Source organism: Achromobacter pulmonis (assembly GCF_902859765.1).
GTDB classification, from domain to species: Bacteria; Pseudomonadota; Gammaproteobacteria; order Burkholderiales; family Burkholderiaceae_B; genus Achromobacter; species Achromobacter pulmonis.
Genome location: NZ_CADIJV010000015.1, coordinates 1 through 19,365, shown reverse-complemented (window position 1 = coordinate 19,365; position 19,365 = coordinate 1). Strand labels below are relative to the sequence as shown.

Here is a 19,365-nt window from a genome sequence, read left to right as displayed (position 1 = left end):
ATTTCTTTATAGACATTCAGAACCTATTTGCCCCGGGATTTCCAAAACTTCAATCCGCCGAGCATGCGCGCGAAACCCGTTCGACGTACCCGCTGACGTGGAGCCTGCCCGTCGGCTGCCAAGGCCCAATTCAGGCAATCCCGCATGTTCCAAGCCAGGAATCCTTCAGCAATCAAGTCATGCACAGCCTGATGCAGACCCGGCATCTCGCTGATATTCTGTGGGTGCAAATTGAAGACTAGGATTCCCGGCAAACCGCTGTCGCGTACAGCCTGCCCATATCTCAGTATGCGCTGCCTCGCCTCTTCCTGGGACCAGCCATAAATCGAGCACATCCCATCACCGAATGCAGTCAAGAGTGACCAATGCTGGGTCAGCCGCTCCGACGTTGCCATACGAGCCGGCAATAGCGACCCATTGAGAACGGTCCCCCCTACGCCCGGCAGGTTGGAGCTGAAAACTATGCCCTCTCGCTCCCAGGAAGGCAAATGCCCCCAATAACCATCGTTCAGGAAACCATGATTGCGCACCGACTCCGGCGCCTCGCCAACCAGGTTCCGATACCACTCCACCTGCTCATGCAACCTCTCGCTATATTCATCCGGAGTCTCCAGCGCATCAGGATGGATGCCCAGATCGACACGCGGATTGGCACGCTGCATTTGCCGTAGTGTCTTGCGGTTGTGCTTGGTCAAGGGGTGCAGCAGGTAGGTGATTGGCGTGCCGCTCAGCACTCTCTGCTGCTCAGCATATTTGTCAAGAAACGCTTGATCGTCATCACCAGTAACCACGACCGCACCTGGCGCATTGCCAGGAAACATCGGCTCACGCGTGAGCGCGGCATGACGCTCCAGCGCCGTCGCCAACAAGAGCGCCCAATAATCGGCGTGCCGGCAATGGTCATCCTCGCCTTCGCGTTGCGAGGCATAGAGATAGACTGGGCGCTCGCCTGCAATGCCCCACAGTTCACCACCGCGGTCACCCATTACTTGTGCGGGATCACCTTGCCGGTACCGCACCAGATCACCAGAAAGGTTAGTACCAACCACGACCACTGGCGACTCCCCCCATCGCAGTGCCAGCCAGACGGGACCATGCTGCGCGTCTCTCAGCAAGACGTCGCCAGCACCTTCATAGGTGAAAAAATCATGCAGCGAACGAAGCCGCGCTGCGGCGGGCAGCCCCCGATGCCCATCAAAGACCCTGGGCGCAAGGCAGGATACGAGCTTGTGGCGCAGGCCCAATATGGCGCACGCACTTTCCTGCGGCTGCACGATGACCAGTACCCTACCGCTTTCGACCTGAGCCAGTTCTTCGGCATCAGGCGCCGTCAAGACCTGGGCCGTCTGCGCCCCACGAATACCAAACAAACGCAAATGGTGCGCAACGACATCGCGCTCCAGGCATGTGCCGTTGATGCTATTCATCTTCTACTCAATAATCGAATCGCAAAGCGGCTGGCTCGGCGCAGCAGACCCGCTCGCCGCGTCACAGACACTTCCGCCTCCACCAATCCCGCGTCCTCGAGTGCCGTTGTGCCTTCTGGTGACGTCATCAACAGGCGAACCAATTCCATCGCGCGTTCCCGATAATGGTCAGGTTTGAGAAAATAGCTTCCAGTCGTCAACGGCACAAAACGCGCACCGAATTTCGTCTTGAAACGCGACACGCGAACAATCGGCCAATCATCGGGCAGCCCCGGAAACGCCGGTCCCAGCCGGTAGCAACGATAGCCTTCCTGCTTCAGCATACGTATCAATCCCCAATGCACCATATCGTTTGCCCGAAGCTCCAGGCCCTTGATCGTGGACACGCCTCCCAGATAACTCGCGCCGCCTTTGTCGACCAGCACCAACAGCATCGCAACGGCCTCGCCGTCATGAACAGCAGCCAGCAGCCAGCATCGGTTCGCCAAATACAACGCATTCCAGAGGTCCTGATAATACGAGAGAGGTGCGAGGGATTCGCCCGTGCGTTGCGCCGAGACCTGGGCCATCTCGTAATAGCGACTGATTGAATCAAGCCCCTGCATCCGATGGATCTCGACGCCTGCTTTGAGCGCCTTGCGCACATTGCGGCGACAAGCCTCGGCCAAGCGGGAGAACAGCACATCCTCACCGCCGTCATCCAGCATGACGACTTGATCACATGCGACTGTATTCATCGCTGGTGCTGGATACATCCCCCCCGGACCAAAAGCCAGTCCGTGGAAAAAACCCCAATCACTCACCCAGAACGGAACCTCCAAAGCGTGCAAGCCATCCAGGCTTTCCGGTGCCAGGCTCTGTGAAGCAAGCTGGATCCGGTGGCAATGCTTGGCCGCTGCCTGCTCGAACAGGTAGTTGCGCATGACCGCTCTGAGAGCCGCCAAGCTGTCGGCATCCAGCCCAGGGACGCAGGCGAGGCCCGCATGCCGATGTATGCCTGAATGCAGCAGATTTTCCTGGGCGGCGCCTTTGCTGGAATCTGAAAAATAGAGCGGCAGTACCGCCACCAATCGGCCTTTGCTTTCAAAACCGACAGAGAGATTCTCTCTTGAGAAATAGTGCTCTTCGATGGCTATCCAAGCAGCGCGATGAAAAAGCCAAGCCTGACCGGAAACATCACATACAGCATCCCAGTCATGATTCGGAATATCGCGAAATGCGACCAGCTTCATGCTGGTTTCGTCAATACGACGTTGTAGCGATAGCCGTAGAACGGATGGCGCAGATGCACTTCCTCAATCACACAATTCACGCCCAATTCGCTGGCAAAGGACTCAAAATCCTGCTTGGCAAAGTAGAAGCAGGTTATTCCGCCTTCGTCGCTCGGAGCAGAAGCCGCTGCCGGAACGGGTTCGGGGGAAACCGCAGCTTTGGTTCCACGACCGACCAGCGCGCAAATCTTCGCCCACAATCCCGATACGGCGGGCGCGGTAGACGGCACGACCGCAGGCGCAGGTACCGTAGCGGGCTCGGCCACAGGAATCTGCTCAGCCAATTCCGCCTGGAACCGCGCAACCGCCTTCAGAAAATCCTCGACATTACTGGCATCGGGAATGGAGCCTAGTAGCACCTTGCCGCCCGGACGCACCACTCTCACCATGTCTTGAACCAGACCTTTCACACTGTCGAACGTCGGAAAGTTGGTCAGCACGTCATAGCAGTACACGCCGTCGAACATACTATCGTCGAAGGGCAAGGCTCCACCATCGCCAACATGAAAGGTCGCATTGGGCAAGTCCAGGCTACGAGCGCATTCGATTGCGCCTTCCGCCACATCGACGCCTACGTATTGGCCAACCTTTGGCGCGACGCCGCAAGCGATAAAGCCGGCGGCACAGCCTACTTCCAGCACACGCGATGACGCGTCCGCACCAATGGTACGCACAATGCTGTCCATCATATCGTCATAGCGCGATTGGTCAGCCCACACACGGGAATCACGCCCGCTCACATAGCAAAGATCCTGTAACGTGGGCCGCTCGCCCACGACCTTGGCACGATGAGAAAAAAACTGCCGAGCCTCGTTCTTCCAATTCATTTGGTATCCCTGTCGCCTGTTCCGGCGTGCACATTGATAGCAGACCTGCCACCGTCATCCGCATCCTCAACGTACGTGAACGTCGCATGAACCGGCGGCTCATACACGAAACTCTGATTCCACAATACCTTGCGCTTGACCGAGAATACCGCCGCCTTCTCGACATAATGCAATACATCAGTCTTGTTCTTGGGGATCATATAAAACCGCAAGCCAACGCTGAGATAATAGCGCCCCAGCCCCAGATCCAGGCTATCAATACGGTAATGCACAGTTCCACGCCCCCGCAAGGGCAGACCTTCGTTGATGAATACCTTGAAATCAGCCGCGTCATAACCTGACACTGCCTGGGTTGTCTCACCATCGATGCGGAAATTGCAATAGACCTGCGGGTGATCCGTCTGGCCCTCCCAATCGATCGCCAGGGTGAGTGGATTACCGGCTGTGAATACCGTTGCCTCTTCGCCTTCGGCATTCAGCAGGCGCACGCCCGTTATGCGGACCTCCTGGCCGGCAAGCTCGTACTTGCCGTTGGCTTCCACGGTATCTTTTGCTCGATCAAAGGCCACAGATGATTCACGTCGGTTGCGATCATCCACAACTTCCCAGACACTCTGGGCATAGGCTTTGCAAACGGGCTCGGCGGGACCATCGATACGCACTCGCCCACTATCAATCCAGATTGCACGGTCGCATAATTCCATGACCGTTGCTTCGGAATGGCTCACGAACAGTACAGTCGACCCACTGGCGCATATTTCGCGCATGCGCCGCATGCATTTGTGCACGAAACTAGCGTCACCCGCGGCAAGCGCCTCGTCCACGATAAGCAGGTCCGGGTCGACGCAGATCGCCGTTGAAAAGGTCAACCGCGCTTGCATGCCGCTCGAATAGGTATGAAACGGCTGGTCGATAACATCGCCCAACTCGCTGAAGTCAATGACCCAGTCCATCTTGGCCTGGATCTCCTGCAGCGTCATCCCCATGCACATCGCACCCATGATGACGTTCTCACGGCCCGAGTACTGAGGATTGAAACCTGTGCCCAACTCCAGGATAGCGGATACCTTGCCATTGATGCGTACCTCGCCGCCGGTATGCTCAAGCGTACCGGTCAGAATCTTCAGCAAAGTACTCTTGCCCGCACCATTCGATCCAATAATGCCGAGGACCTCGCCACGCGCTACGTCAAACGAGACGTCGCGCAATGCCCATTTCTCGGCATGGCGCGGTTTGCCTGTGAGCATCTCACGCACCATGTTTGCTGGGCTACTATATATCCTATAGCATTTGGACAGGTTCCGGACGCTGATGGCAATATCGGTGCTCATAGCGCATCTCCGAAAAAGCCCTTGAAGCGAGCAAACAAACGACTGCCCATGGCCAGCGACACGACGGCAAACACGAACGTGACCACCCAGGCCAGCGGATGTGCAATCCGGCCAAAGTACAGTACATCCTGATAACACCAGATCAGATAGCTGAATGGGTTGGCATAGATGACCGGCTTAAATAACGAAGGCACCCAGTCGGGGAGAAACACGACGGGTACCAAAAAAATACCCACGAGCGAAAAAACCTGAACGAACTCCTTCATGTCTCGCACGACCACGGAAATCGCGGACAGCATGAATGCAATACCAAGCATCAACGCTAGGTGCATGAACAGCAACGGGGGCAACAGCAAGTATGTCCAGAAGAGACTGCCATGTGTGGCCAACACATAGATAATCAGCACACCAAGGGAAATCGCTTGCGGCACCATGGCGGCGATCACCGCACGTGCCGGTAAAATCTCGACGGGGAAGATGGTCTGTTTGACCAGATTCGCATTCGAAATAATGGCCGACGCCGATTTCGCCATGGCAAGCTGAATGGCAAGCCAGGGCACCATGCCACTGAGAATGTATGCGGAATAATCCAGCGGCATTTCATGCGACTGGTTGACGCGCGCCTTCATGACAACGCCAAACAGGAACATGTAGACACCCATCATGAACAGCGGGTGCAGGAATGCCCAGACGCCGCCCAGCACATGGCCGGCATGAGGGTCCAGGATATCGCGCTTCACCATCTCAACCAGCAGGTGGCGTTGCTTTACGTACAGCGCCACGATTCGCCGCACAGCCTTGTAGTTGGCGACCGGATTCAATGCGTTAAGCAGCATTGCTATTTGTCCAGATAAGCTTGACAGAAACTCTCGACGTTCAACAACGACCAGATCAACAACCGCCGGTTTTGCTCACCATTCAAATGCTGCTCCACCAATTTCTGGACGGTACGACGATCAAGATAATCATAGATTCGAGCATTACTGGAACACAGCTGCCTGCGTACATAATCTATGCTCTCGCCCTTAAACCAACTGGCATCCGGTGCGGAGAAACCCTGCTTCTCGCGTTCAACGATATCCTGCGGTACATGGCGGGCCATCATTTTGCGCAATAACAGCTTACCGTCGCGCGTCTTCTGAAAGTAGCGCGCCGTCTTACTGCCGGGCTCGTTCTCATTGAGCTGCACCACATCTTCAAGATGCCCCAACTTCAATCGGGTCGGCAGCTTCATGGCAAAATCGACGAGGTCGTTATCGAGGAACGGCACACGCGATTCCAGACCATGGGCCATAGAGAGCTTATCTTCGACCACAAGCAGACCATGCAAGAAAGTCTTGGCCTCCATATACAGCGAGTGATTGACGTAGTCTTCCGGGCGGGTCAGGGTATTGGCGTGCGAGGCGAATACGTCGCGAAAAATATCGCGCGTCCAAACCTGCTTGACGTCTCCCCATACCGGTGAAAATACTTCGCGAATCTGCGAGTTAGGAATCAAACGCTGCCAATAGGCGTAATATTTATCGATATAGTGTTCAAAATCATCGTTCACCACAGCGCGGTAATAACGCCACGGATAACCGCCGAAAATCTCGTCACCACCGGTGCCAGCCAATACGACTTTATTGAACTTGCTGGCCAGCTTCGCCGCATAGTAATTGGGATAACTTTGGCCAACACGGGGCTCTTCCAAATGCCATGCCATGGCCGGCATGATGCGCTCCATGTCACCGGCCTTGAGCACCATTTCGTAGTGTTCGGTCTTGAACAGATAGGACATGCGCTCGGCAGCCTGCCGTTCGTCGAAATTCAGCTCGACGCCTGATGCCGACGTCATGTCGAAGCCGCACGTGAAAGTCCGCATGTATGGGACCTGCCGCGCCGCCAATGCCGTGATCGACCCGGAATCCATGCCTCCTGACAGATAGGCACCCACATCGACATCCGAAACCAATTGGCGCTTGACCGCCCGTTGAAAGAGGAAATCGAGCTCTTCCATGTACTCGGCATCGGATTTGGGATTCTCCGGTTCCTGGAAGCAGTAATCCCAGTAACGCTCAATCGCCGCCACGCCCTTGACGGCGTCGACCTCCAGCGAACAACCTGCCGGCAGAATCGACACTCCTTCAAACAGAGTCTGATCGGTGAAGAAATTCTGGAAAGTGAAATATTCCAGCAGGCCCGGGAGATTCATTTTCGCGCGCGCCGCAGGGTGCGCAAGAATGGCCTTGGTCTCGGAGCCAAATAAGAAAGACTGCCCGACCTTGGAGTAATACAGCGGCTTAATACCGTAACGGTCCCGGGACAGGAGCATGCGACGCTCGCGCCCATCCCAGAAGGCGAACGCGAACATGCCGTTGAAGCGAGTCAGCGCCGCTTTGCCCCACGCCACCAGGGCGTAGAGGACAACCTCGGTGTCGCTGGTGGAACCGAAACGAAACCCCTTGGCCTCAAGCTCCTCACGCAGTTCACGGTAGTTGTACAACTCGCCGTTATAGGTGAGCGAATAGCGGCCATCCACCGAGCGCATGGGCTGATGCCCGCTCGGAGACAAGTCAATGATCGCCAATCGCCGGTGTCCCAATCCGACGGGGCCTTCGGTCCAACAACCCTCGCCATCCGGGCCTCTATGCGCGATGGCATCGGTCATCCGCTTGACGAGATCCGGTGCGGCAGGGGCACCGTCAAGATTCAAAAAACCGGCGATTCCACACACGATTAAGCTTCGCCCCCGTGCTTTTGACGCCAGTCGATCAACGACTGCAAGCCTTCGCGCAATTCGAACTTGTACGTAAAGCCCAGATCCCGTTCGGCCTTCTTCGGGCAACCGATACGGTTCTGCACCATGCGACGGGCATCATCGGCGCTATAAGGGCGGTACTCCACCTTCAGGTCGGATTGCTTCATGTCGAGGATGGTGTCGCACAGTTCCTTGATGCTAGTCTGTACGCCGGTGCCGACGTTGTAGAACTCGTCAGTAGCCTCGGACTCCAGGGCCAGCACATTGCAGCGAGCCACATCTTCCACGGAGATGAAGTCGTACGCCTGAGTGCCATCGCCGTTGATCACGGGAGCTTCGTTGGCGTCGATCTTGTTGAGCATGATAGGAATCACGCCAGTGTAGGCAGCGGTCTGGTCCTGATGAGGGCCATACACGTTCATGTAGCGCAGACCCACGTAGCTCAGGCCATAGCGGTCATGGAACGCGTGGCACATTGCTTCGCCGGCGATCTTGCTGGCGCCGTAGAAGTTGCGGTTGTTGAACGGGTGGGTCTCGGTCATGGGCACTTCGACGGCATCGCCGTACACCGAGGCCGACGACGAGTAGACCAAGCGCTTGATATTGTTGCGTACGCAGGCCTCGAGCACGTTGAAGGTTCCCTCGATGTTCACGTGGAACGCGGTGCGCGGGAAGTCCTTGCAGTGCAGCAACCACATGGCAGCCAGATGGACCACGCCATCCATGCCGTACATGGCATCGTTCAACAAATCGACATCGCGAATATCCCCGCCGTTAGGGTACAGGCGGCAACGAGGATCTTTGAGATACTCAGCAATATTGCTGTGTTTTCCGCGAGCGAAGTTGTCGTAAATGACGACTTCGGCCACATTGTGCTTAAGGAGTTCAGCGACAACAAAACTGCCAATGAAACCGGCACCGCCGATGACTAGAATCTTAGAACCAGCAAGCTTCATGAGAATGCCCTTTTTCTTTCTGAGCGAAAGTGGCATTGTATCCAGATTGGCGCCCGTTCCCTACGCTGGCCAACGGCCTGAACGGCCCCATTTCTCGCGCTGGCGCTCCCCATTGGTCGGCGCGGACGCCCCACCGAATACGGTTTGCCATGACGAGATGCTACCTGCAAAATGGTAGTTAATTATCAATATCATTTAATGACATTTCTTGTTGTTCAATGGCTTGCCATTCCGCAGTAGCCAACCCGGGGGTTTGGAACCACAATAGGGCAAGGATTCCGACAACAGGAGACAACCATGCGCATTGCAGATGCCCAGTGGATTCCTTCAACCCAGCACCAGACGTGGGATGCGTTGACCGATCCCGCCGTACTGCAGCGGTGTATTCCCGGTTGCGTCGAAGTCGTCCAGCGCAGCCCCACCGAGTATGCCGTCACCCTGCGGGCCAAGATCGCCGGTCTGGACACCGACTACGAAGGCGAGATCCTGCTCTCGGATGTCGATCCCCCCAACAGCTGCACCCTGGTGTTCGAGGGTAAGGGGCGCGCCGCCTGCCTGGCCATCGGCACCGCCCAGGTCAATTTGTCGACAAAAGACGAAGGCACCCGGCTTGCCTACACGGTCGCCGGCATGACCGGAGGCAAGCTGGCCGAGTGCGGCGAAGGGTTGGTGCTCAAGGCCGGGGAGAAGATCATCGACAAGTTCTTCACTGCCTTCATCGACTACATGGCCGCCCAGCCGCGGCTGGCGCCCCCCCCGCCGCCGCCGGAACCCGAACCCCGGGGGTTGGCGAACTCCCGCTGGTCGTGGGCGCTGGTGGTACTGGTGATCGCCGTGTTCTGGAGCTACCACGCCTTCTATAAGTAAAAACCCGTGGGGCCGGTGATATCCTTGACGGCATGACCGCCCCGTCTCTGCCATCGCCCCCACCAGAACCCGCCCATTCCCGCCACGACCTGCTGATGGGCATGGCCGGGGTGGCTGCCACCGTGGTGCTGGCGGCCTTTGATTCCACCATCATCAGTACCACGCTGCCACGGGTGGCGGAGGCCCTGAACGGCATGGCGCTGTATGCCTGGGTGGGAACGGGCTACCTGCTGGCCACCGCCGCGTCGATCATGATCTTCGGACGACTGGGCGACATGTTCGGCCGCAAGCCCCTGATGCTGGTGTCGGTCTTGATCATCGCGCTGGGCTCCATCGCCTGTGGCTTGTCGCAAACCATGGGCCAGCTGATCCTCTTTCGCACCCTGCAGGGCATCGGCGGCGGCATGATGATCGCCACCGCCTTCGCGGCGCCGGCAGATTTGTTCCCGGATGCCAAGCAACGGGTGAAATGGATGGCGCTGGTGTCGGCAGCTTTCGCCATGGCCAGCGGTATCGGCCCCGTGCTGGGCGGCGCGGCCACCCAGGCCCTGGGCTGGCGCGCCGCCTTTTTCATCTCCCCGATCGCCGCGGCGGTGGCCTTGTTCCTGCTGGCCAGATACTTCCCACGCATCCGGCCAGTCCACACCAGCGAACGGCGTATCGACTGGGTTGGCGCCGTCCTGCTGGTGGTGGCCGTAGGCGCGCCCTTGGCGGCGCTGGAATTGGGCTTTGCCGAAGGCGAGCATGCCCACCCCACCATGGGCCTGGTGCTAGCGGTGGCCGGCATTGCCGCCATCGCCCTGCTGATTCCTATCGAACGCCGGGTCGCCTCACCGATCTTTCCGCTGCGCGTCCTGGCCAGCCGCGAACCACAGTTGCTGAACCTGGCTGCAATGACCGTCGGCGCCGTGATGTTTGTGCTGATCTTCTACAGCCCCCTGCTGCTGCAGCAGGTGCTGGGCTACACCCCGAGCGAGGCCGGCCTGCTGCTGACCCCGCTGGTGGCCGCGATCTCGGTGGGCAGCATCATCAATGGCCGCCTGTTTCCCCGGCAGACGGAACCGCAGCGCCTGATGGTGTTCGGCGCCGGCATGCTGGCCGTGGGCACGCTGATGGTGTTGCTGATTTCACCGGGCACCTCGGCCTGGTGGATCCTGGCCGCGTTCTTCGTCAACGGCTGTGCCCTGGGCTTCCTGCTGCCCAACCTGACGCTGTTCATGCAGATGCTGAGCGAACGCCGCGATGTGGGCGTGGCCTCTGCCCTGGTGCAGACCACCCGCGCCATCGGCAGCGCACTGGGCACCGCAGTGGTGGGCATCCTGATTTCGCACAGCACGATACTAAACGGAGTGCGCACCGGCCTGGTCGTGTGTATCGTGCTGTGCCTGATCTGCGCAGTGCTTGCGCATCGGGTCAAGATGAAAAACCTGGCCACCACGCGGGCTCAGTCCTGATTCACTACCGATCATGCGCCGCCGCGACCTGCTGGACCTTCTGCTCCTGGCCTCCGTCTGGGGCGGCTCTTTCCTGTTCATGCGCTTGGCCGTGGGCGAGTTCGGGCCAGTCGCGCTGATCGAACTGCGCGTTGGCCTGGCTGCTCTGTTTCTGCTGCCGGCCGCCCTGTGGCGCGGAAAGCTGCCCATCATCGCCAGACATTGGAGGGCCATACTGGTGGTGGGCGTTTTCAACGCCGCGCTGCCATTCCTCTTGTACGCCTACGCCGCCCAATCGCTCGGCGCGGGGTTTCTTTCCGTGGCCAACGCGGTCACGCCAGTGTGGGGCGCGGTGGTCGGCTGGCTGTGGCTGAAGGATCGGCTGCCCTGGTCGCGCTCACTGGGCCTGGCGATCGGCCTGCTGGGCATCGTCGTGCTGGTCTGGGACAAGCTCGATTTCCACGCTGGCGGCACCGGCCCCGCCGTGCTGGCGGCGGTGTCGGCCCCGATTTTCTACGGCATTGCAGCCAACTGGACCAAGCGTTTCCTGACGGGCGTGGACGCTCTGTCCAACGCCACCGGCAGCATGCTTGCCGCTTCCCTGGTGCTGCTGCCGCTGGCGTTGGCGACCTGGCCCGAAGCGCCGATATCGGCCGGGGCCTGGGGCGCCACCGTCCTGCTGGCCGTTGTCTGCACCGGGGCGGCGTACATCATCTTCTTCCGGCTGATCGCCAATGTCGGGCCGACCGGCGCGGTCAGCGTTACCTTCCTGGTGCCGGTGTTCGGCGTGGTCTGGGGTGCCTGGTTCCTGGACGAGGCCATCACCGCGTCCATCCTGGTTGGCGCCGGCATCATCCTGGTGGGCACGGCGCTGGCGCTCGGCCTGGTTGGCGGCAAGGCCCGCGCCATGGCCGGCCAGGGCCGATGACCGCCAGCGCGCCGGATCTTTCCGGACCGTAACCTAGGCGATCCGGACGCCGGCTGTTCGCGCCAGGGGCAAACCCCGCTGGTCGTTGGCCGACAACAGCGGAGCGGCGGCAGCCAGGGGCCAGGCCACTCCCAGGTCGGGGTCGTTCCACAGAAGGCATTGCTGGTGCGCCGGCTGGTAGTACGCCGTCGCCTTGTACGACACCACGGCACGCTCGGACAGCGCCAGAAAGCCATGCGCGAAGCCTTCCGGAATCCAGAGTTGCAGCCGGTTGTCGCCGGACAGGCGCTGGGCGACCCATTGTCCGAACGTCGGCGAGCCCTGGCGCACATCTACCGCGACGTCGTAGATCTCTCCCTCGGTCACGCGCAACAACTTGCCCTGGGGATCCACAGTTTGATAGTGCAAGCCACGCAACACGTGGCGGTGCGACTCCGATTGGTTGTCCTGCACGAAACGCAATTGCCGTCCCACCGCGGCATCCAGCTCCGCTTGCCGATAGGTCTCGAAGAAGCAGCCGCGCGCGTCCCGGTGCACCTCGGGTTGGATCAGCAGGACGTCAGGCAGGGCCAGGGGAGTGATGATCATCAGAACGGCAGCCGCTTGAGCAAGCTCATCAAATAATCGCCATAGCCGCTTTTCTGCAGCGGGCGGGCCAGCGCTTCCAGTTGCGCGGCATCGATCCATTGCTTGCGGAAGGCGATCTCTTCGGGACAGGCCACCTTCAGGCCCTGTCGGCGTTCCAGCGTGGCGATGAACTGACTGGCCTCGAGCAGGCTGTCATGGGTGCCGGTATCGAGCCAGGCGTGACCCCGTCCCATGATCTCGACATGCAGCCGGCCCTGATCGAGATACGCCTGGTTCAGGTCGGTGATTTCCAGCTCGTTGCGAGCCGATGGCCGAATGCCGCGCGCCAGCTCCACCACCTGGTTGTCGTAGAAGTAGAGGCCGGTCACGGCATAGCTGGACTGTGGCACCGCCGGCTTCTCTTCGATGCGCAATGCCTGGCCGCGGCCGTCGAACTGCACCACGCCATAGCGCTGCGGGTCCTGCACATGATAGGCGAACACGGTGGCGCCTTGCCGGCGCGCGTCGGCCTGCGCCAGCAATTGCGGCAGATCATGGCCATAGAAGAGGTTATCACCCAGCACCAGGGCGCAAGGCGCGCCGCCGATGAAATCGGCGCCGATCAGGAAGGCCTGCGCCAAGCCGTCCGGCGACGGCTGCACCGCATAGCGCAGGTTCAGGCCCCAACGGCTGCCGTCTCCCAGCAAATGGGCAAAGCGCGGCGCATCGTCCGGCGTGGCGATCACCAGGATGTCGCGTATGCCCGCCAGCATCAAGGTGCTGAGCGGGTAGTAAATCATCGGCTTGTCGTACACCGGCATCAGCTGCTTGCTGATGGCCAGCGTCGCCGGATGCAGCCGCGTTCCGGAGCCGCCGGCGAGGATGATGCCTTTGCGCGGCGCTGATGCCTTCATGGCAGCAAACCTCCGCACCGATGGGCCCGTGCCTCGATCTCGGCCACCCATTGGGGATTGTCCAGATACCAATGCAGGGTTTTCTCGAGCCCTGATTGGAACGTTTCGACGGGCCGCCAGCCCAGTTCGCGCTGGACGCGCGAGGTATCGACAGCGTAGCGGCGGTCGTGCCCGGCGCGGTCCGCCACTCTCGTGATCTGCACCTTGTACGACGCGCCATCGGCACGCGGACGCACCTGGTCCAGCAACGCACAGACCGCCAGCACCACCTCGAGGTTGGTGCGCTCGTTGCCCCCCCCCAGGTTGTAGGTCTCGCCCGGGCGTCCCTGCGCCAGCACCTGGCATAGTCCACGACAATGATCCGCCACATAGAGCCAGTCGCGCACATGCAGGCCATCGCCATATACCGGCAGAGGTTTGCCAGCCAACGCATTGCGCAGCACCAGGGGGATCAATTTTTCCGGAAACTGCCGCGGCCCGAAATTGTTGGAACAATGCGTCGTCAGCACCGGCAGGCCGTGGGTCTTGCCGCAGGCCCGCACCAGATGATCGCTGGCCGCCTTGCTGGCGGAATAAGGGTTGTTAGGCTGAAAGGGACTGGATTCGGTGAAGGCAGGGGCATCGGGCGACAACGAGCCGTAGACCTCGTCGGTAGAAACATGCAGGAAGCGAAAGTCGTCGCGCGCCGGACCGGCCAGGCCCGCCCAATACGCGCGCGCCGCCTCCAGCAGACCATGGGTGCCGCAGATGTTGCTCTGGATGAAGTCCCCGGATCCGGCAATGGAACGATCCACATGTGACTCCGCCGCGAAATGCAGGATCGCGCGGGGCTGGTGCGTTCGCAGCAGGCGTGTCACCAACGCGATGTCGCCGACATCGCCCACCACGAATGCATGGCGCGCGTCGTCTTTCAACCCATCCAGACTGTGCCGGTTGCCGGCATAGGTCAGCTTGTCCAGGTTGACCACGGGCTCATCGCTTTGTGCCAGCCAATCCAGCACAAAGTTGGAACCGATGAATCCGGCGCCGCCGGTGACGAGAATGCTCATTGCCTAGTGCCCGAATGAAGGCGCTGCCTTCCAGCCCAGCAGTTTACCGCCGTGGCCGCCGCTTCAATACTTATCCGACGTCCCCGTCAACGCCACCCCGATCCGCAGCAACGTATACGACACCGCATCCACCCACCGCCGCACCCACCCGCGCCGCTGATACTCCAGCGGCCGGATGAAACGCCCGCCTTGCTGGATGGCCGCCTCCAGCCGCTCCTGCAGGTCCCAGGCGAACGGCTGGTCATCGATCACCACGTTGGCCTCGCGCGCCAGCAGCAGGCTGAAGGGATCCAGGTTGGACGAACCGACCGTGGCCACATTGTCGATCACCGCCACTTTGGCATGCAGGTAGCTCGGCATGTATTCGTAGATCTCGATGCCGTCACGCAGCAGCTGGTCGTAGAGCGAGCGCGTGGCGTGGTACTGCATGCGGTATTCGACCTTGCCCTGCAGCAGCAGCCGCACCCGCACGCCGCGCGCGGCGGCCTTGGCCAGGGCGCGTCGGAACTGGCGTCCGGGGAAGAAATAGGCGTTGGCGATGAGGATGTCGCGCCGCGCCTGGCTGATGCCGTAGAGATAGGCGCGCTCGAAGGTCTGGCGAAAACGCAGGTTGTCGCGCAGCACCAGCGCGGCGCGCAAGTTGCCACAGGGCGCCACGGGCGCGTGGCTCGGCTTGGTCAGCCGCATGCGGCTCCAGTCGCGCGGATGGCGCCGCAGGCGCGCCCAGTTCAGGCGCACCCAGAGCAGGTCCTGGGCGTAGGCCGCCTCGGTCACCAGCGGGCCGCGCACCTGCACCGCGAAATCGAAGCGCGGCGCCGAAATGCCATCGGTGGGATCGAGGTCATCGTAGTCGTCGATGATGTTGATGCCGCCGATGAAGGCGACGTTGCCATCGACGATGGTGACCTTGCGGTGCAGGCGCCGCAGGCGGCTGCGCGACGGAATGAACCGGGCGAACCAGCGCGGCTCCGGACGGAACACACGGCACTGCGCCCCCGCGGCGATCAGCCGTTCGCGCAAGCTATCCGCGCTCTCGGCCGCGCCGAAGCCGTCTAGCACCACGCGGACTTTGACGCCACGGACGGCCGCCGCCATCAGGCAATCCAGCACCTTCAAGCCGGTGCGATCCAACATGAAGATGTAGGTTTCCAGATGCACGCTGGCCTGCGCCGCGTCGATCGCCTGGCACAGCGCCGGGAAAAAGTCGGTGCCGTTCTGCAGCAGCCGGATATCGTTGCCGTCGGTCCACTCCAGCCTGACCTGCTCAGCCTTCACGGAAGTTCCAGCTCGGCCAGCAAGGGGGAATGATCGGACAGCCGCGCCCACTCGCGGCCGCGCAGCACGCGCGCGCTGCGCACGGCGAAGCCGCGCTGGTAAATGCGGTCCAGGCGGAACCAGGGGAAGACGGCGGGGAAGGTGCGCGGCGGCGGCAGCAACAGGCGCGAGCTGCCGTCCATGCCCAGCTGGTTGGTGCGTTCGAGCACCGACACGCCGCTGCTGGGCAGGCCGCGCAAGGCGTTGCTCAGGCGCTTGACCGAATCGCGCAGGCGCGGCAATTCGCCGCCATGGCTGCGCGGCGCGTGCGAGAACACTTCGTACAGGCCGAGCTGCTGCACGAACAGCGGCGCAAGCCGGTCGCCCCAATCGTTGAAATCGCCGGCGATCAGGATCGGCTCGCCGTCCGGCACCATGCGCCGGATGCGCTCGGTCAGCGCCAGGATCTGGCGGCTGCGGCTGCCGGCGAACAGGCCCAGGTGCACCACGAAGCAATGCACGGCGCGGCCATCGAGCTCGATGCGCGCGTGCAGCAGCCCGCGCTGTTCGAGGCGGTGGTCGGAGATGTCCTGGTTCTCGTGTTCGAGGATGGGAAAGCGCGACAGCAGGGCGTTGCCGTGGTCGGTCTCGTGGCGGATGGCGTTGCGGCCATAGGCCACGTCCAGCTTGAGCGCGGCGGCCAGCGATTCGTGCTGGGCATCGAGCAGCGATTTCTGCTCGTTGCGGCCCTGTACTTCCTGCAGGAAGACCAGGTCGGGGCGCAGCCCGTACAGGCCCAGGCGCAGTTCGTTCAGGGAGTCGCGGCGGCCTAGTGCCGAGCGGCCCTTGTGGATGTTGTAGCTGACGACACGAATGAGCGACATGGAGGAGATGGCGCCTTCTCAAGACAGTGAGACCGCCGGCCGTGGTTCGCAAAAGCGGAATTGCGGCAAGCACCGCCAACGCAGGCGGCGTTTTTCAGATTACTCCAATTCCGTGCAACCTACCCACCTCGGAGACACCCTGAAACGGTATCGGCCAGGCCAGCTCATGCCAGCGCGACACATCCGGAAATGGCCTCACAAAGCCAGCGGCGAAGCAGAAATCCAGGCCACGAGCCCGAGACACCGCTCCAAGCCGGGCCACCGGGATCCGGCTTTGCCGGTCCCGCGCGGCGCCCCCCCTTGAGGGGGGAGCGCCGCAGGCGCCCGGAGACGGGTTTACTTCACTTCGGTGTTGCGCAGGCGGATGTGCAGTTCGCGCAGTTGCTTCTCGTCGACCTCGGACGGCGCTTGCGTCAGCAGACACTGAGCGCGCTGGGTCTTCGGGAAGGCGATCACGTCGCGGATCGATTCAGCGCCGGTCATCATCGTGACGATGCGGTCCAGGCCGAAGGCGATGCCGCCATGCGGCGGCGCGCCGTATTGCAGCGCATCGAGCAGGAAACCGAACTTCTCGCGGGCTTCCTCGGCGCCGATCTTGAGCGCGCGGAACACCTTGCTCTGCACTTCCTCGCGGTGGATACGAACCGAGCCGCCGCCGATTTCCCAACCGTTGAGCACCATGTCATAGGCCTTGGCGAACGCCTTGCTGGGATCGGATTCCAGGAAGTCCTCGTGGCCATCCTTCGGGCTGGTGAAGGGGTGGTGGGCAGCGGTGTAGCGGCCATCTTCCTCGTCGTATTCGAACATCGGGAAGTCCACCACCCACAGCGGCATCCAGCCCGAAGAGGACAGGCCGGCCTTCTTGCCGAACTCGCTGTGGCCGATCTTTACACGCAGCGCGCCGATGGCGTCGTTGACGATCTTCTCGCGGTCGGCGCCGAAGAAGATGATGTCGCCGTCCTGCGCGCCGGTGCGCTTGACCAGTTCGGCCAGGGCGGCGTCATGCAGGTTCTTGACGATGGGCGATTGCAGGCCGTCGCGGCCCTTGGCCACTTCGTTGACCTTGATGTAGGCCAGACCCTTGGCGCCGTAGATGCCGACGAACTGGGTGTAGGCGTCGATCTCGCTGCGCGACAGCTCGGCGCCGCCGGGCACGCGCAGCGCGACCACGCGGCTGCCAGGCGCCGTGGCGGCGGCGGCGAACACCTTGAAGTCCACATCGCGCATGACGTCGGTCATGTCGGTGAATTCCAGGTTCACGCGCAGGTCCGGCTTGTCCGACCCATAGCGGCGCATGGCTTCCGTCCAGGTCATGATCGGGAACGGCGTCGGCAGGTCGACGTCCTGCACCACCTTGAACACGTGGCGGATCATGTTCTCGAAGATTTCACGGATCTCGAACTCGTCCAGGAACGAGGTTTCGCAGTCGATCTGGGTGAATTCGGGTTGGCGATCGGCGCGCAGGTCTTCGTCGCGGAAGCACTTGGTGATCTGGTAGTAGCGGTCGAAACCGGACACCATCAGCATCTGCTTGAACAGCTGCGGCGATTGCGGCAGCGCGAAGAAGTGGCCGGCGTTCACACGCGAGGGCACCAGATAGTCGCGCGCCCCTTCCGGCGTGCTCTTGGTCAGCATCGGGGTTTCGATGTCGATGAAGCCCAATTGGTCCAGGAACTTGCGCACTTCGATGGACACACGGTAGCGCAGCATCAGGTTGCGCTGCATCTGCGGACGGCGCAGGTCCAGCACGCGGTGCGTCAGGCGGGTGGTTTCCGACAGATTGTCGTCGTCCAGCTGGAACGGCGGCGTGACCGATGCGTTCAGGATCTCGACTTCCTTGCACAGCACTTCGACTTCGCCCGAGGCCAGCTCGGTGTTGGCCGTGCCCGCCGGACGCTCGCGCACCAGGCCGGTGACGCGGATGCAGAATTCGTTGCGCAGGCGCTCGGCGGTGGCGAAGGCGGCGTTATCCGGATCGAACACGATCTGCGCCAGGCCCGCGCGGTCGCGCAAGTCGATGAAGATGACCCCGCCGTGGTCGCGGCGGCGGTTCACCCAGCCATACAGGGTGACGGTCTGGCCGAGATGGTCGCGGCAAACCTGGCCGGTGTAGCAGGTACGCATCGGGATAACTCCGTTGTGTGCTTGGTAGTAGCGTAAAAGGTTACAGGTCGACGCCGGGCGCGCGCGGCGCGTCCGAGGCCGGAGGGAGCGGCGCCGACCGACCCCCTGGCGCAGAGGCCGGGGCCGGGGCGACGACGCCCATGGAAACGATGTACTTCAGGGCCGCGTCCACGCTCATCTGCAGGTCCACCGTGTCGGCACGGGGCACCATCAGGAAAAAGCCGGACGTGGGATTCGGCGTGGTTGGCACATACACGCTGATGTGGTCGCCGGGCAGCCGGTCGGCCACTTCACCGCTGGGCGTGCCGGTGACGAACGCGATGGTCCAGCTGCCAGCGCGCGGATACTGCAGCAGCACCGCGCGGCGAAACGCCTGGCCGTTGGGTGCCAGCACCGTGTCGCTGACCTGCTTGACCGAGTTGTAGATCGAACGCACCAACGGGATGCGGCCCAGCAGGTTTTCCCACTGGTCCACCATGGTACGGCCGATCAGGTTGGCCGCGAATATGCCCGTCAACAGCACCACCACGATGACCAGGACGACGCGGAAGCCGGGAATGTCGACGCCGAACAGCGACTCGGACGACAGAAAGCCAGGCACGAACCCTTCTAGGGTCGCGACCAGCAGCCCCAGCACCCACACCGTGATGACCAGGGGAACCCAGATCAACAGGCCGGTGATGAAGTACTTCTTGATGACGCGCATACGCATCGGGCGTGTACTCAGGAAGCGGTCGATCCCGCGGCGGGCGATCCCGCGGCGGGCGCGGCCGCCGCGCTGGCGGCCGGCGCG

The 19,365-nt window shown here is 61.5% G+C and carries 17 protein-coding genes; 3 read left to right on the top strand and 14 right to left on the bottom strand.

Annotated features, from left to right (window positions below; genetic code table 11):
* Positions 1–23: 23 nt before the first annotated feature.
* Genes HV701_RS14270 through HV701_RS14240 form a run of 7 tightly spaced genes read right to left on the bottom strand, consistent with a single transcriptional unit; the run spans position 24 to position 8,552 of the window.
* On the bottom strand, positions 24–1,427 hold the full coding sequence (locus tag HV701_RS14270) for a polysaccharide deacetylase family protein (RefSeq protein ID WP_175133673.1): 1,404 nt from the start codon (positions 1,425–1,427) through the stop codon (positions 24–26).
* Entirely contained in the window at positions 1,424–2,659 is a 1,236-nt protein-coding gene (locus tag HV701_RS14265; RefSeq protein WP_175133672.1) for a lipid II:glycine glycyltransferase FemX, read from the bottom strand. Before HV701_RS14265 ends, HV701_RS14270 begins: the two co-directional genes overlap by 4 nt.
* Positions 2,656–3,525 carry a methyltransferase domain-containing protein gene (locus tag HV701_RS14260; RefSeq protein WP_175133671.1) on the bottom strand — a complete coding sequence of 290 codons (870 nt, stop codon included), beginning with the start codon at positions 3,523–3,525 and terminating at the stop codon, positions 2,656–2,658. Before HV701_RS14260 ends, HV701_RS14265 begins: the two co-directional genes overlap by 4 nt.
* Positions 3,522–4,856: an ABC transporter ATP-binding protein gene (locus tag HV701_RS14255; protein ID WP_175133670.1), complete on the bottom strand. Its 1,335-nt coding sequence runs from the start codon at positions 4,854–4,856 to the stop codon at positions 3,522–3,524. The genes HV701_RS14260 and HV701_RS14255 overlap by 4 nt, the downstream gene beginning before the upstream one ends.
* Positions 4,853–5,692, bottom strand: coding sequence for an ABC transporter permease (locus HV701_RS14250; protein WP_175133669.1), 840 nt, complete (start codon positions 5,690–5,692; stop codon positions 4,853–4,855). Before HV701_RS14250 ends, HV701_RS14255 begins: the two co-directional genes overlap by 4 nt.
* Before the next feature lie 2 nt (positions 5,693–5,694).
* Positions 5,695–7,572, bottom strand: coding sequence for an asparagine synthase (glutamine-hydrolyzing) (gene asnB / locus HV701_RS14245; RefSeq protein WP_175133668.1), 1,878 nt, complete (start codon positions 7,570–7,572; stop codon positions 5,695–5,697).
* A gap of 2 nt (positions 7,573–7,574) precedes the next feature.
* Positions 7,575–8,552: an NAD-dependent epimerase/dehydratase family protein gene (locus HV701_RS14240; RefSeq protein ID WP_175133758.1), complete on the bottom strand. Its 978-nt coding sequence runs from the start codon at positions 8,550–8,552 to the stop codon at positions 7,575–7,577.
* Between the two features lie 297 nt (positions 8,553–8,849).
* On the opposite strand from HV701_RS14240, the gene HV701_RS14235 reads away from it, so the two are divergent.
* From HV701_RS14235 to HV701_RS14225, 3 genes are all read left to right on the top strand, one after another.
* Positions 8,850–9,419, top strand: coding sequence for an SRPBCC family protein (locus HV701_RS14235; RefSeq protein WP_175133667.1), 570 nt, complete (start codon positions 8,850–8,852; stop codon positions 9,417–9,419).
* Between the two features lie 95 nt (positions 9,420–9,514).
* Positions 9,515–10,873 (top strand): MFS transporter, encoded by a 1,359-nt coding sequence (locus tag HV701_RS14230; protein ID WP_175133757.1) that lies wholly within the window; start codon positions 9,515–9,517, stop codon positions 10,871–10,873.
* Between the two features lie 13 nt (positions 10,874–10,886).
* Positions 10,887–11,780: a DMT family transporter gene (locus HV701_RS14225; RefSeq protein ID WP_175133666.1), complete on the top strand. Its 894-nt coding sequence runs from the start codon at positions 10,887–10,889 to the stop codon at positions 11,778–11,780.
* Positions 11,781–11,813: 33 nt separating this feature from the next.
* Here the strand turns inward: HV701_RS14225 and rfbC are convergent, their stop codons facing one another.
* The 7 genes from rfbC to HV701_RS14190 all read right to left on the bottom strand — a co-directional run bounded on the left by rfbC (position 11,814) and on the right by HV701_RS14190 (position 19,278).
* Entirely contained in the window at positions 11,814–12,368 is a 555-nt protein-coding gene (gene rfbC, locus HV701_RS14220) for a dTDP-4-dehydrorhamnose 3,5-epimerase (RefSeq protein ID WP_175133665.1), read from the bottom strand.
* Entirely contained in the window at positions 12,368–13,261 is an 894-nt protein-coding gene (rfbA, locus tag HV701_RS14215; RefSeq protein WP_175133664.1) for a glucose-1-phosphate thymidylyltransferase RfbA, read from the bottom strand. Before rfbA ends, rfbC begins: the two co-directional genes overlap by 1 nt.
* Entirely contained in the window at positions 13,258–14,310 is a 1,053-nt protein-coding gene (gene rfbB / locus HV701_RS14210; RefSeq protein ID WP_175133663.1) for a dTDP-glucose 4,6-dehydratase, read from the bottom strand. The genes rfbA and rfbB overlap by 4 nt, the downstream gene beginning before the upstream one ends.
* A gap of 63 nt (positions 14,311–14,373) precedes the next feature.
* The gene (gene clsB, locus HV701_RS14205; protein WP_175133662.1) at positions 14,374–15,585 is read right to left on the bottom strand and encodes a cardiolipin synthase ClsB; all 1,212 of its coding nucleotides are present in this window, start codon (positions 15,583–15,585) and stop codon (positions 14,374–14,376) included.
* Positions 15,582–16,448: an endonuclease/exonuclease/phosphatase family protein gene (locus HV701_RS14200; protein WP_175133661.1), complete on the bottom strand. Its 867-nt coding sequence runs from the start codon at positions 16,446–16,448 to the stop codon at positions 15,582–15,584. The genes clsB and HV701_RS14200 overlap by 4 nt, the downstream gene beginning before the upstream one ends.
* 336 nt (positions 16,449–16,784) lie before the next feature.
* Complete coding sequence (gene aspS, locus HV701_RS14195; protein WP_175133660.1) at positions 16,785–18,572, bottom strand: aspartate--tRNA ligase; 1,788 nt, start codon at positions 18,570–18,572, stop codon at positions 16,785–16,787.
* A gap of 40 nt (positions 18,573–18,612) precedes the next feature.
* On the bottom strand, positions 18,613–19,278 hold the full coding sequence (locus tag HV701_RS14190) for a DUF502 domain-containing protein (protein ID WP_175133756.1): 666 nt from the start codon (positions 19,276–19,278) through the stop codon (positions 18,613–18,615).
* Positions 19,279–19,365: the final 87 nt, after the last annotated feature.